Here is a 12,265-nt window from a genome sequence, read left to right as displayed (position 1 = left end):
GTCAGCTCACCACTCCGGTCATCACGGCGACGGGTACGGATATGAAGCCCACGGTCAGCACCAGCGCGAGGACGTTGGCGACGGCCTTCAGGACGCGGTCGCGGGTGGCCTTCCCCGCGCCGAGGGTCTGGGCCGCGCTCCAGAAGCCGTGCCGGATGTGCAGGCCGAGCGCGAGCATCGCGACGATGTAGATGACGTCGCCGTACCAGGTGTGGAACGTCGCCACGACGTTCTCGTACGGGTGGCCGGGCTGGGCGTTGTCGTTCACCGTGAGGGTGGTGAAGTCGAGCAGGTGCCAGACGATGAACAGCGCGAGGATGATGCCGCCCCAGCGCATGGTGCGGGTGGCGTAGCTGGCGCGCGGGCGCTTGTGCACATAGGCGACCGGGCGGGCCCGGAGGTCGCGGCGGCTGAGCTGGTAGGCGCAGACGGCGTGCAGCACCACGGCGGCGACGAGCACGACGCGGATGATCCACAGCGCCCACTCGTAGTGCAGGAACGGCTCTCCGAGGGTGCGCAGCCAGTGCGCGTAGCTGTTGAACTGCCCCGACCCGAAGAAGATCTTGAGGTTGCCCAGCATGTGGACCACCAGGTACAGCAGCATGACCAGACCGCTCACGGCCATGATCGTTTTTTTGCCGACGGTCGATCCCCAGACCGATTGCGCCATGGACGGCCGTCGATCCGTCTTGGTTGCCAGTGCCATGTCACAAGACGTTACGGCTCCACCTGGCCAGAGGTCCAAGACATGACACGGCTCATCTCCATAGCCATCGTCTATCGTGGAATCCATGCAGCTCCAGCAGCTCAGCTACTTCGTCGCGGTCGCCGAGACCCGCCACTTCACCCGCGCCGCCGAGGAGGTGCACGTCGCGCAGCCGTCCCTCTCCCAGCAGATCAGGGCGCTGGAGAAGGAGTTGGGGGCCGAGCTGTTCAGCAGGGCCCGGGGCAACATCACCCTGACCGACGCGGGCGAGACCCTGCTCCCGCTCGCCCGGCGCATCCTCGCGGACGCCGAGACCGCCCGCCACGAAGTGCAGGAACTGGCCCAGCTGCGGCGCGGCCGGGTGCGGCTCGGTGCGACGCCGAGCCTCTGCACCGGGCTGCTCCCCGACGTCCTGCGTTCCTTCCACGACCAGCACCCCGGCATCCAGCTGCTGATCGAGGAGGGCGGCTCCCACGACCTCGTACGGGAGCTGGCGCGCGGCGCCCTCGATCTCGCGCTGGTCGTCCTTCCGCTGCCCACCCCGTCACCGGCGCTCACCACGATCGAGCTCCTCCAGGAGGATCTCGTCGTGGTCTCGTCGCCCGCCGCCGCCGCGCCGCGCTCACCGCTGCGCATCACCGACCTCGAAGGCGAGCCGATGGTGATGTTCCGGCACGGCTACGACCTCCGGGACCTCACCCTGTCCGCCTGCCGCACCGAGGGCTTCGAGCCGTACTTCACCGTCGAGGGCGGCGAGATGGACGCCGTGCTGGGGTTCGTGCGGGCCGGTCTCGGCATCGCCGTCGTCCCCAGCATGATCGCCGTCCGCGCCGGCCACGGCCTGCGCGTGACACCGCTGGCCCGTCCGGGGCTGCGCCGCACGATCGCGCTCGCGCACCGCAGCGACGTCGCGCCGCCGCGCGCCGCACGGGTCCTGCAGGACGTCCTGCTCGGGCATCACACGGCGTCGGCCAGCGACAGGCGGTGAATCCGGTCGGGCGCTCCCGGCCTGGCGTAGTACCAGCCCTGCGCGGTGTCGCAGCCCAGCTCCTTCAGCTGGTCGGCCTGCGCCCCGGTCTCCACCCCCTCGACGGTGACCGCGAGCTGCAGGCTGTGGGCCAGCGCGACGATCCCCTCGACGATCTTGAGGTCGACCGGGTCCGCCGGATGCTGCTGCATCGACCGCGTGAACGACCGGTCCAGCTTCAGCACGCTCACCGGCAGCCTGCGCAGATTGGCGAGGTTGGAGTACCCCGTGCCGAAGTCGTCCAGCGCGATGTCCACGCCCATCTCGGCCAGTTGCCGCAGCGGCTTCAGCAGATCGTCGTCCGCGCCGATCAGCGCCGACTCGGTGACCTCCAGGCAGAGCGCCCCGGGATCCAGACCGGTGCGCTCCAGCACGGCCACCGTGTCGGCGACCAGGCCGGGGTGGTAGAGCTGGGTCGGCGACAGGTTGACGTTGATCCGCAGCGGGCCGCCGTCGGTGTGTGCCGGATGCAGTTGCTGCCAGCCCCTGGCCTGCCGTACGGACTCCTCCAGGACCCAGCGGCCCAGCGGCACGATCAGTCCGGTGTGCTCCGCCAGCGAGATGAACCGGTCGGGTCCGAGCACCCCGTGCTGCGGATGGGACCAGCGCACCAGCGCCTCCGCCCCGTGCACGCTGCCGTCCCCGAGGTGGACCAGCGGCTGGTACTCGATGAAGAACTCACCGCGCTCCAGGGCCGCGGGCAGCGCGGTCGTCAGCCCGTGCCGGGTGATGGCACGGGCGTCCGCCTCGGCGTCGGCCCGCTGGAAACGGTTGCCGCCCGCCGCCTTCGCCCGGTACATCGTGATGTCGGCGCTGCGCAGCACCTCGGCGGGGCTCTGGGTGCCCGCGAGCCCCTCGACCACACCGATGCTGCCCCGCACGGTCAGTTCCCGGCCGTCGATCCTGATGGGAGTGGCCAGGACCGACAGGATGCGCACCGCGAGTTCCTCGACCGCGTCCGGCGACTCGTACCCCGTGGTGAGGGCGACGAATTCGTCACCGCCGAGCCGGGCCACCATCTCGCCGGATGCCGTCGCACAGCTCTGCAGCCGGTCGGCGACCTCCACCAGCAGCCGGTCGCCCGCCGAGTGTCCGAGACTGTCGTTGATCGCTTTGAACCCGTCGAGGTCCAGATAGCAGAGGCCGAAGGGCATCCCCTGCGCCTGCCCCGCGGAGAGCGCCTTGTCGAGCCGTTCGAAGAAGAGCGTCCGGTTCGGCAGCCCGGTCAGGGCGTCGTGCGTCGCCTCGTAGCGCAGCCGCAGATTGAGCAGCCGGCGCTCCGTGGTGTCCTCCATCAGCGCCAGCTGGTACTGCGGGCAGCCCTCGGCGTCGCGCAGCAGCGACACCGTGAGATTGGTCCACAGCACGGTGCCGTCGTTGCGGTAGTACGGCTTCTCCACCCGGTAGTGGTCCCGCTCGCCGCGTACCAACTCGGCGTGCATTCCCCAGACCTGGGGGGCGTCCTCGGGGTGCACCCATTCGTTCACGTTGCGGCTGCGCACGTGGTGGTCGACCCCGCCGAACATCCGCAGCAGCGCGTCGTTGACCTCCAGGACGTTGCCGTCCAGGTCCGCGATGCCGATGCCGACCGCAGCTCCTTCGAAGACCGCGCGGAAGCGCGTCTCGGTGATGTGCAGCGCCTCCTCGGCGGCGCTGCGGGCGGAGAGCGCCGAGCGGGCGATGGCCTCCTGCTCGCTGAGCGTGCGCTCGCGCAGCGCCTGGGCGAACCCGGCGGCCAGCGCGTGCTGGAGACGCGAGCAGCGGATCCGGATCTCCTCGGGTGCCAGCGCGGGATCCGCCCCGCTCGTGCCGCAGTAGAGCACCAGATACGAGTCGACCACCCCGAGGGTCTGGCTGAGCGCATCGGAATCCGTGCAGTGGGCGGCGACGAGGTCACCGCCGACGCGGTGGGCGGGCGCCGGGTCGAAGGGCCGGGCGTGCAGCGCGGCGCTCAGCCGGCCGGCGAGAGGCAGCAGGTGCCGCTCGAACTCGGGACGGGTCAGGGAAGTGGCGGTCGACGGGAAGATGGCCCGGCTCCAGATCGTCGCGAAGCGGCCGAGTCTGTCTTCCGGGCTGTCCTGGTCCGCCAGGGACGCCGACTTCTGCTGCGGCACGTTCACGCCTTTAGCCCCACACCCACGAAGCCTGCGAAGGCATACGGGTCCTCCTGGTCGACCGGGGCCTCGGGCCGCCACTCCGGCATGGCGACCAGTCCGGGCTCCACCAGTTCGAAGCCGTCGAAGAACCGGGCGACCTCCTCGCGCGAACGCATCACCAGCGGATTGCGGATGTTCCGGTAGACACCGACCGCACCGCCCGCCTGCTCCTCGGGGACCGGGATGCCCTCGTACGACGCGTGGGTGAGGATCAGCAGACTTCCGGGAGCCAGCGCGTCGCGCAGGGCGGCCACGGCCGCGCACGGGTCGTCGGCGTCCTCGATGAAGTGGAGGACGGCGACGAGCAGCAGTGCCACCGGCCGGTCGAGATCGAGACCGGCGACGACTTCCGGGCTGTCCAGGATCTCCTGCGGCTTGCGCAGATCGGCGGCGACCACCGAGGCCAGTTCGTTGCCGTCGAGTACAGCCTTGCTGTGGGCGACGGCGACCGGGTCGTGATCGACGTACACCACCCGGGCCTCGGGGGCCATGGCCTGGGCGACCTCGTGGACATTCCCGAAGGTCGGTATGCCGGAACCGATGTCGAGAAACTGTGTGATGCCGGACTCGACGGCGAATCGGACCGCGCGGCGCATGAAGGCGCGGTTCGCCTGCATCACCTTCGGGAGCCCCGGCATGAACTCCATGGCTTTGCGCGCGGCCTCCCGATCCACCTCGAAATTGTGCGAACCGCCCAAGTAGTAGTCGTAGATCCGCGACACACTCGGCACCGAAAGATCGATGCCCTGCGGGGCCCAGGCAGGACGCTCCATCAATGTCTCCAACAGGTCGGTGCGACGGTCCGGCCATGTCCATGGCCAGTGTTCGAGCCGAATCTACTGACCGCCTGCCAAGAGAGCGAGCAGAAACGGAAATTGGCGGTCCGTTATTCGTCACACGCCTGTGGCAAGTGCCTCCGGCCACACGCTGTGTGGTTGGCCGGAAACGTTGTGTTCAACGCCTCCGATGACAATTCCCTTGCCGGGTATGCGAGATGACCGATTCAAACACAAAGCCAGAGATCTCCCCCCTTCCGGCGAATCCACGGCAACACCCGGATGCCACCCGCTCGTCCGGATCATGCTGCTCGGCATGTACCGATCGCCGCGGACGTTCGTTCCGCTCGCCAGGCTGCTGGCGGCCTCGGGCCTCCTCTGGCTCGCCCTGATACCCGTACCCGCAGCAGCGGACGACTGTTCCTACGCCTACGTCTCCCAGTCAGGTCAGGCCCCTTCGGGGACCGCGGTCGCCATCGGCGGGAGCGGCAGCTGTACGGCGGAGCACACCACCCCCGTACCGAAAGCCCCGCCCCGCCCGAAACCGCCCCCACCACCGGCGCCCCCGCCTCCGCCTCCCCCGCCCCGGCACGTGTACCGCCCGGCCCCCGGGCCGACGCCGCCGCCCCGGCCGTCGAAACCGCCGGCGCCGCCGAGAGCACCCGCACCGCCGAAACCGTCGGTACGCCCGGAGCCGCCCACGCTGAAGCCGGTGGCCCTCCCCGCGTACCGGGCGCCTGCGCGCAAGAAGCCGCGCAACGACTCGCCGGTGCTCACCCGCGTTCTCCTGATCATGGCTCCCGCGGTCTTCGCCGTGGCTGTGCTGCGCCCTCGTTCCTCCCGATGACCGACGGAGACACCCGTGTCGGAATGGCTTGTTCTCACGATCGCGATGGCGGCGGCCTGCGCCGTCGTCCTGACCATCACTCTCATCAACAACCGCCGGATCGGCGATGACGACGACCCCTCGGAGACCCCAGACGTCATCGAATACATGACCATGATGATCGGCGTGATCTACGCGATCGTGCTCGGTCTGGCCATCGCCGGCGTCTGGGAGGGACGCGGCGCCGCGCAGGAATCCGTACGTACGGAGGCCCAGGCGCTGCACGAGGTCGACGCCCGCTCGGCCGTCTACCCCGCCGATGTCCGGCAGCGCATCCACACCGATGTCGGCACCTATGTCAGCTATGTCCTGGACACCGAGTGGAAACACATGGGCGAGCACGGCGGCCTCACCCCGCGCGGCGGTCAACTCCTGGACCAGGTACGGCGGGACGTCACCGACTACAAGCCGAGGAACGACCACGAGGGCGAGGCCTACCAGCCCCTCGTCGACCAGGTGGCGGCGGCGGACGACGCCCGGAGTTCCCGGGGGCAGAACGCCGGGGCCACCATGCCGGGGGTGGTCTGGTTCGGTCTGGTCGTCGGGGCCGTCATCACCGTCGGACTGATCTTCACGTTCCAGATCAGGCGCACTCCCAGAGAGCTGCTTCTCGCCGGACTGTTCACCGCGCTCATCGCTTTCCTGCTCTTCCTGATCTGGGACTTCGACGCACCGTTCGGCCGCGGCATCGCCGCCACCGCCGAGCCGTTCCGCGCGCTCTTCCCGAACCTCTCGAAATAGGTGCCCGAACGGGGAGGCGATAGCCTCTGCGCGTGACAGATCAGCAGCCTCACCAGTTCGAACGCGGCACGGACGGCCCCAAGGTGATCGTCGTCGGCATAGACGGATCGGAGTCGTCCCTGCGGGCCGCCTCGTACGCCGGCGGGCTCGCCCGACGGCAGAACGCGCTGCTCGCCATCGTGTACGTACAGCCGGTACTCGCCGCCGGGGCCTCCCTGGGGGCCCCGGTCGCCGACACCACGGGTGAGATCGCCGAGGGGTTGGTCAACGAGATCCGGACGGCCACCGAGCGGGTGAAGGAAATATTCGCCGTGCGCTGGGAGTTCCACACCTTCCGCGGCGACCCGTACAACGGTCTGGTCACCGCCGCCGACGAGCTCAAGGCGGACGCCGTGGTGGTCGGGGCGTCGGAGTCGGCCGGGCACCGGATCATCGGATCGGTGGCCGTCCGGCTGGTCAAGGCCGGGCGCTGGCCCGTCACCGTCGTGCCGTAAACCGCCCGTCCCGCACTCGACGTGCAGGAGGGCTGACGTCGCCGAATCGGACGCGTGTTTCCCCCGCCGACCGCTCGGCGTGCCGCTCGTCGCACGTTTCAACCGCTCGTCGCAGAGCCGTGCCGGGCCGCTGTCCGTTCCCGCCGTGCTGCGCTCGTATACGCCCGTGACCTTCACACCGATACCCCACGGAACCGACGAGCGGGCGCTCCGGGAACTCCAGCGCACCCACGGCGCAGCGTTGTTGCAGTTCCTGCTGGGGCTGTCGTACGGCGACCGGCAGCGCGCCGAGGACCTGCTGCAGGAGACACTGCTGCGCGCCTGGCAGCATCCCGAGGCCTTCGAGGGCCCCTACGAGTCCATGCGGCCCTGGCTGTTCACCGTGGGCCGTCGGCTGGCCATCGACGCACGCCGGTCCCGGCTCGCCCGGCCGGCCGAGGTCAGCGATCACGTACTGGAGTCCACCGCGGCCCCGGGGGACCTCACCGAGCGCTCGGCCGCCGCGCTGGACGTGCGCCGGGCCGTGCGGGCGCTGAGTCCCGAGCACCGGGCGGTGCTGGTGCAGATCTACTTCCGCGGGCTGAGTGTGCGGGAGGCGGCGGGCGTCCTGGGTATACCGCCCGGAACGGTCAAGTCCCGTTCCCACTACGCGCTGCGCGTCCTGGGGCGGAATCTGCCGGGCTACACGGAACGCACCGCCGGAGCCGGCGCACCGCCCGGCGGTGCCCGTCGGGCGGCAGTGCGCTGAGCGCCGGTGCGCGGAGCGGCCGTCGCCCGTGCGGGGCCGCAGAATACTCGGCGGACATGAACACCTCGCGCAGGAACGGGAAATCCTGTGCTTCTGGCGACGTGGGGCCTCCTGCACCGGTTCAATGCTCCCTGGAGGTCCGGCGGAGTGCTGACGCGCGCGCCTGGACGGTGACCGGAAGTGCCTGGCCAAGAGATGAAAGAGGCGAGACGGGATGCGTCCCGAGAGCACCAACGGGACCAGTGGTGGCGAACTGCTGGTACCGATGGACTGGATGTACGCCGAGTACATCGCGGATGAACTGCTGCGCACCGGCGATCTGATGCCGCCCACGACGATCGAGTACCGGGCGGGACGGGACGCGCTGGCGCTGACCGTCTTCCTGTCGGACGGTGCGGTCACGGGGGCCGGGTCGGTGCTGCGGCTCGACGAGTGGCTGTCGCTCACCGCGTACGACACCGGGTGGCGGGAATGGGTCTGCGCCCGGCTCGGAGAGCTGACGGCGGGGGGCGGTCACGGCCCCGATCTGCCGCTGGCCAGGGCGGCCTGGCAGTGGCTTGAGGACACCGAACTGCTGGCCGCGGACCTCGACGCGGTCACGCCGGTCGCGGTGTCCGGCCAGGAGGGCGGGCCGCAGATCTGGACCCCGGCCTGGCAGTTGGGGCTGCCGTTGGGGCATCTGGCGATCCATCTCTTCCAGCCGGATCCGTTCGGGTGCGGATGAACCGGGGACTCCCTCCGGTGCGGATGAACCCCCGGCTCGTCCGGTGCGGATGAACCGCGGACTCCTCCGGTGCGGTCGCGCTACGAACCGTGCACGCCCGCACGGTACTTCGGAATCCGCAGGGTGACCTTCATCCCCGCGCCCACACCCGTCTCGATGACCAGCCCGTAGGCGTCCCCGTACACCTGACGCAGCCGTTCGTCGACATTGAGCAGCCCGATGCCGGACGAGGGCCCGACCTCGCCGCGCAGGATCCGGCGTAGCCGGTCGGGCTCCATGCCGATGCCGTCGTCCTCGACGACCACCTCCGCCTCGGAGCCCGCGTCGAGAGCGCTGATGGTGATGCGGCTGCGCCCTGCGTCGCCCTCGATGCCGTGCTTGACGGCGTTCTCGACCAGCGGCTGCAGACAGAGGAAAGGCATCGCGACGGGCAGCACCTCCGGCGCGACCTGGAGCGTGACGTCCAGCCGGTCACCGAAGCGGGCCCGCACCAGCGCCAGGTACTGGTCGATGGAGTGCAGTTCGTCGGCGAGCGTGGTGAAGTCGCCTCGGCTGCGGAACGAGTACCGGGTGAAGTCGGCGAATTCCAGGAGCAGTTCACGGGCGCGTTCGGGGTCGGTACGGACGAAGGAGGCGATGGCGGCGAGCGAGTTGAAGATGAAGTGCGGGGATATCTGGGCCCGCAGCGCTTTGATCTCGGCTTCGATCAACCGGGTCCGTGAGCGGTCGAGTTCGGCGAGTTCCAGCTGCACGGAGACCCAGCGGGCCACTTCACCGGCCGCCCGCGCCAGTACCGCGGACTCACGTGGCGCGAAGGCCACGAGGGCGCCGAGCACCCGGTGGTCGACGGTCAGCGGGACCGCGACGGCCCAGCGCAGCGGACAGTCCGGATCGTCGCAGGCGCTGCTGAACGCCCGGTCCCTGCCGTTCTCCAGCAGGCCGCCCAGCTGGTCCATGACCTGGGCGCAGTGGTGCTCCGCCAGCCCGTCCCAGGCGAGGACGCGCTCGCCGTCGGTGAGGCAGAGCGCGTCCGTGCCGAGCAGCGACCGCAGTCGGCGGGCGGATCTGCGGGCGCTCTCCTCGGTGAGCCCCGCGCGCAGCGGGGGCGCCGCGAGCGAGGCGGTGTGCAGGGTCTCGAAGGTCGCGTGTTCGACCGGTGTGCCGACGTCGCTGCTGCGGGCGGGACGTGCGGTGCGCCTGCCCAGCACGAACCCGCCGACGAGCAGGAGCGGCCCGAGCACGATCAGCGCGGCCTGCGCCGCCCCGCTCATCTGCGGGCTCCCCTGGCGACGGCCAGCGCCTCGGGCAGGTGGAAGCGGGCCATGGCGGCGCTGGTTCCCGGCGGGACGCGGCCGGGGGTGGCCAGTGAGACCAGGATCATCGCGAGGAAGCCCACCGGCACGGACCACACGGCGGGCCAGGCGAGCAGGGTGTGGGCCCAGCCCGGTCGTACGGCGCCGCCCATCGTGACGGCGACGGCGATCAGCGCCGAGCCGCCGCCGAGCAGCAGACCCGCCACGGCGCCCGGCGGGGTGAGCCGGCGCCACCAGATGCCGAGCACCAGCAGCGGACAGAAGGAGGACGCGGAGACGGCGAAGGCCATCCCGACGGCGTCGGCCACCGGTACGCCGCTGACCAGCAGGGCGCCCGCGAGGGGAACTCCCATCGCGAGCAGGGTGGCCAGCCGGAAGTGGCGTATGCCGCGGGAGCCCTGGGTGAGGACCCCGGCGACGGCCATGGTGAGCCCCGAGGCGGTGGAGAGGAACGCCGCGAAGGCGCCGCCCGCGACGAGCGCGCCGAGCAGATCGCCGCCCGCGCCGCCGATCACCCGGCCGGGGAGGAGGAGCACGGCCGCGTCGGCGTCGCCGGAGAGCGGCAGCTCGGACGCGTACAGGCGCCCCAGCGCGCCGTACACCGGCGGCAGCAGATAGAACACGCCGATCAGCGCGAGGACCACCACGGTGGTACGGCGCGCGGTGCGCCCGTCCGGGCTGGTGTAGAAGCGGACGACCACGTGGGGCAGCCCCATCGTGCCGAGGAAGGTCGCGACGATCAGTCCGTACGTCGCGTACAGCGGGTGGTCGGCACGGCCGAAACCGGCGGACAGCGCGAGCGAGGGCCCGTCCGACGGCACGCCCGGCCGCCCGTCGCCCGTCCAGGCGAGCACCAGGAAGAGCGCGGGGACCAGCAGCGCGGTGAGCTTGAGCCAGTACTGGAACGCCTGGACGAAGGTGATGCTGCGCATCCCGCCCGCGGCCACCGAGAGCACGACGACCGCGGCGACGATCACCGGGCCCAGCCAGTCGGGCGCCCCGGTGAGGATCTTCAACGTCAGCCCGGCACCCTGGAGTTGAGGCACCAGGTACAGCCAGCCCGCCCCGATGACGAAGATGCTCACCAGGCTGCGGACCTGCCGCGATTCGAGCCGCCCCTCGGCGAAGTCGGGCAGTGTGTACGCCCCGGAGCGACGCAGCGGCGCGGCGACGAGCACCAGCAGGACGAGGTATCCGGCGGTGTAGCCGACCGGGTACCAGAGCATGTCGGGGCCGTGGACCAGCACCAGGCCGGCGATGCCGAGGAAGGAGGCGGCGGAGAGGTACTCGCCGCTGATCGCGGCGGCGTTGAGCCGGGGTCCCACCGTGCGGGACGCCACGTAGAAGTCGGAGGTGGTACGGGAGATCCGCAGCCCGAAGCCGCCGACCAGGACGGTGGCGAGGACGACGGCGGCCACTGCCACCACCGCGTACGTCCGGCTCACTGCGCGGGGCGGCCTTCCACGAGACGGGCGAAGTCCTGTTCGTTGCGCTCGGCGCGGCGTACGTACCACCAGGCGATGAGCACCAGCAGAGGGTAGGCCCCGCAGCCGAGTACGACCCAGACGGCCAGGTCGCTGCGGAGCGCGACGAAGGCGAGCGGCAGAGTGCCGGCGAGGAGCGCGAGCAGGGCGAACGCACTGAGACCGGCGCGGAGTTGACTGCGCATCAGAGAGCGTACATAGGCGTCGCCGAGTGCGGTCTGCTCGTCGATCTCCGACTGCGCCCGGTAGCGCGGCAGCGGTCGCACCCGCCGGGGCTCGCCGGTCACGGTCTCGCGTCGGGGCACCGGCTCTGCTGACATGGCGCGGAGTGTACGCAGCGCGGCGAACCGCTGGGAAGCTCTGCCTCGGAGGCTGACGGGTGACCGCCGGCCGGGCGGCCGTGCCCCGGCACGCACACGTGTCCGGTCCGAGGCCACCCGACAGCCTGTCAGCGGCCCGCCCCGCGCATGAGCCGGTCGCGCAGCGCACGGGAGTGGCGTCTGCTGACCGGGAGTTCGACCGCGCCGACCCGGACGCTCATGGATCCGGCGTCCAGGCGCAGTTCGTCGATCCGGTCCAGCGCGACCAGATGGCTGCGGTGGATCCGCACGAAGCCGCGCGTACGCCAGCGCTCCTCCAGGGTGGACAGCGGGACGCGGACGAGATGGCTGTCGTCCATGGTGTGCAGGCGGGCGTAGTCGCCCCGGGCCTCGGCGTAGGTGATGTCGGAGACGGCGACGAAGCGGGTGACGCCTCCGCGTTCGACCGGGATCTGGTCGGCCGCGGTGTCCAGGACCGGGGCGGCCCGGTCGGTGACCAGTTCGGCCGCCCGGCGCACGGCTTCGGCGAGGCGCTCCCGGCGGACCGGTTTCAGTACGTAGTCGACCGCCTTCAGGTCGAAGGCCTGGACGGCGAAGCCTTCGTGCGCGGTGACGAAGACGATCAACGGGGGTCTGGTGAAGCCCGCGAGCAGCTGGGCGATGTCCAGGCCGGTCAGCCCCGCCATGTGGATGTCGAGGAAGACGACGTCGATGGCCGCGGTGTCGTCGGCGTCCGCTTCGAGGGCGCCGCCTATCCGGCGCAGCGCCTCCGTGGCGCTGACGGCGCCCTCCGCGCTACGGACGCGGGTGTCGGAGCGGAGGAGGTAGAGCAGCTCTTCGAGGGCGGGTGCTTCGTCGTCCACGGCCAGTACGCGCAGCATGAGGCTGGA

13 protein-coding genes are annotated in these 12,265 nt (G+C 70.8%); 5 read left to right on the top strand and 8 right to left on the bottom strand.

The genetic code is table 11. The annotated features are described in order from the left end of the window. Window position 1: 1 nt before the first annotated feature. On the bottom strand, window positions 2–706 hold the full coding sequence (locus tag OG709_RS32900; protein WP_250301699.1) for a succinate dehydrogenase cytochrome b subunit: 705 nt from the start codon (window positions 704–706) through the stop codon (window positions 2–4). An 85-nt stretch (window positions 707–791) separates the two neighbouring features. On the opposite strand from OG709_RS32900, the gene OG709_RS32895 reads away from it, so the two are divergent. Next, window positions 792–1,694 (top strand): LysR family transcriptional regulator, encoded by a 903-nt coding sequence (locus OG709_RS32895; RefSeq protein ID WP_329168747.1) that lies wholly within the window; start codon window positions 792–794, stop codon window positions 1,692–1,694. On the opposite strand, the gene OG709_RS32890 is transcribed toward OG709_RS32895, so the two are convergent. From OG709_RS32890 to OG709_RS32880, 3 genes are all read right to left on the bottom strand, one after another. Then, on the bottom strand, window positions 1,664–3,853 hold the full coding sequence (locus tag OG709_RS32890) for a putative bifunctional diguanylate cyclase/phosphodiesterase (protein ID WP_250301702.1): 2,190 nt from the start codon (window positions 3,851–3,853) through the stop codon (window positions 1,664–1,666). The two genes, OG709_RS32895 and OG709_RS32890, sit on opposite strands and share 31 nt — an antisense overlap. Further along, window positions 3,850–4,662 (bottom strand): SAM-dependent methyltransferase, encoded by an 813-nt coding sequence (locus OG709_RS32885; protein WP_250301704.1) that lies wholly within the window; start codon window positions 4,660–4,662, stop codon window positions 3,850–3,852. Before OG709_RS32885 ends, OG709_RS32890 begins: the two co-directional genes overlap by 4 nt. Window positions 4,663–5,112: 450 nt before the next feature. Continuing rightward, entirely contained in the window at window positions 5,113–5,442 is a 330-nt protein-coding gene (locus tag OG709_RS32880) for a hypothetical protein (RefSeq protein WP_250301705.1), read from the bottom strand. A gap of 85 nt (window positions 5,443–5,527) precedes the next feature. Between OG709_RS32880 and OG709_RS32875 the strand changes: the two genes are divergently transcribed. From OG709_RS32875 to OG709_RS32860, 4 genes are all read left to right on the top strand, one after another. After that, complete coding sequence (locus tag OG709_RS32875) at window positions 5,528–6,292, top strand: bestrophin-like domain (protein ID WP_329168744.1); 765 nt, start codon at window positions 5,528–5,530, stop codon at window positions 6,290–6,292. A gap of 32 nt (window positions 6,293–6,324) precedes the next feature. Beyond that, window positions 6,325–6,786, top strand: a complete 462-nt coding sequence (locus tag OG709_RS32870; RefSeq protein WP_250301707.1) for a universal stress protein — start codon at window positions 6,325–6,327, stop codon at window positions 6,784–6,786. A gap of 166 nt (window positions 6,787–6,952) precedes the next feature. Then, window positions 6,953–7,534 (top strand): sigma-70 family RNA polymerase sigma factor, encoded by a 582-nt coding sequence (locus OG709_RS32865; RefSeq protein WP_308409485.1) that lies wholly within the window; start codon window positions 6,953–6,955, stop codon window positions 7,532–7,534. Between the two features lie 214 nt (window positions 7,535–7,748). Beyond that, entirely contained in the window at window positions 7,749–8,258 is a 510-nt protein-coding gene (locus OG709_RS32860; RefSeq protein ID WP_250301710.1) for a hypothetical protein, read from the top strand. Window positions 8,259–8,338: 80 nt separating this feature from the next. Here OG709_RS32860 and OG709_RS32855 read toward each other — a convergent pair whose 3' ends face one another. From OG709_RS32855 to OG709_RS32840, 4 genes are all read right to left on the bottom strand, one after another. Continuing rightward, window positions 8,339–9,529, bottom strand: coding sequence for a sensor histidine kinase (locus tag OG709_RS32855; protein ID WP_266645638.1), 1,191 nt, complete (start codon window positions 9,527–9,529; stop codon window positions 8,339–8,341). Then, entirely contained in the window at window positions 9,526–11,016 is a 1,491-nt protein-coding gene (locus OG709_RS32850; protein ID WP_329168740.1) for a sodium/solute symporter, read from the bottom strand. The genes OG709_RS32855 and OG709_RS32850 overlap by 4 nt, the downstream gene beginning before the upstream one ends. Next, the gene (locus OG709_RS32845) at window positions 11,013–11,375 is read right to left on the bottom strand and encodes a hypothetical protein (protein ID WP_250301716.1); all 363 of its coding nucleotides are present in this window, start codon (window positions 11,373–11,375) and stop codon (window positions 11,013–11,015) included. The genes OG709_RS32850 and OG709_RS32845 overlap by 4 nt, the downstream gene beginning before the upstream one ends. 128 nt (window positions 11,376–11,503) lie before the next feature. Continuing rightward, a complete protein-coding gene (locus tag OG709_RS32840) occupies window positions 11,504–12,256 on the bottom strand; it encodes a LytR/AlgR family response regulator transcription factor (RefSeq protein ID WP_266645642.1) in 753 nt (250 codons plus the stop codon). Window positions 12,257–12,265 lie beyond the last annotated feature (9 nt).

Origin of the sequence: Streptomyces sp. NBC_01267 (genome assembly GCF_036241575.1) — a bacterium.
In the GTDB taxonomy this organism is placed as follows: domain Bacteria; phylum Actinomycetota; class Actinomycetes; order Streptomycetales; family Streptomycetaceae; genus Streptomyces.
The sequence above is the reverse complement of the archived record's forward strand: the minus strand, read 5'-3'. Positions and strand labels throughout refer to the sequence as shown.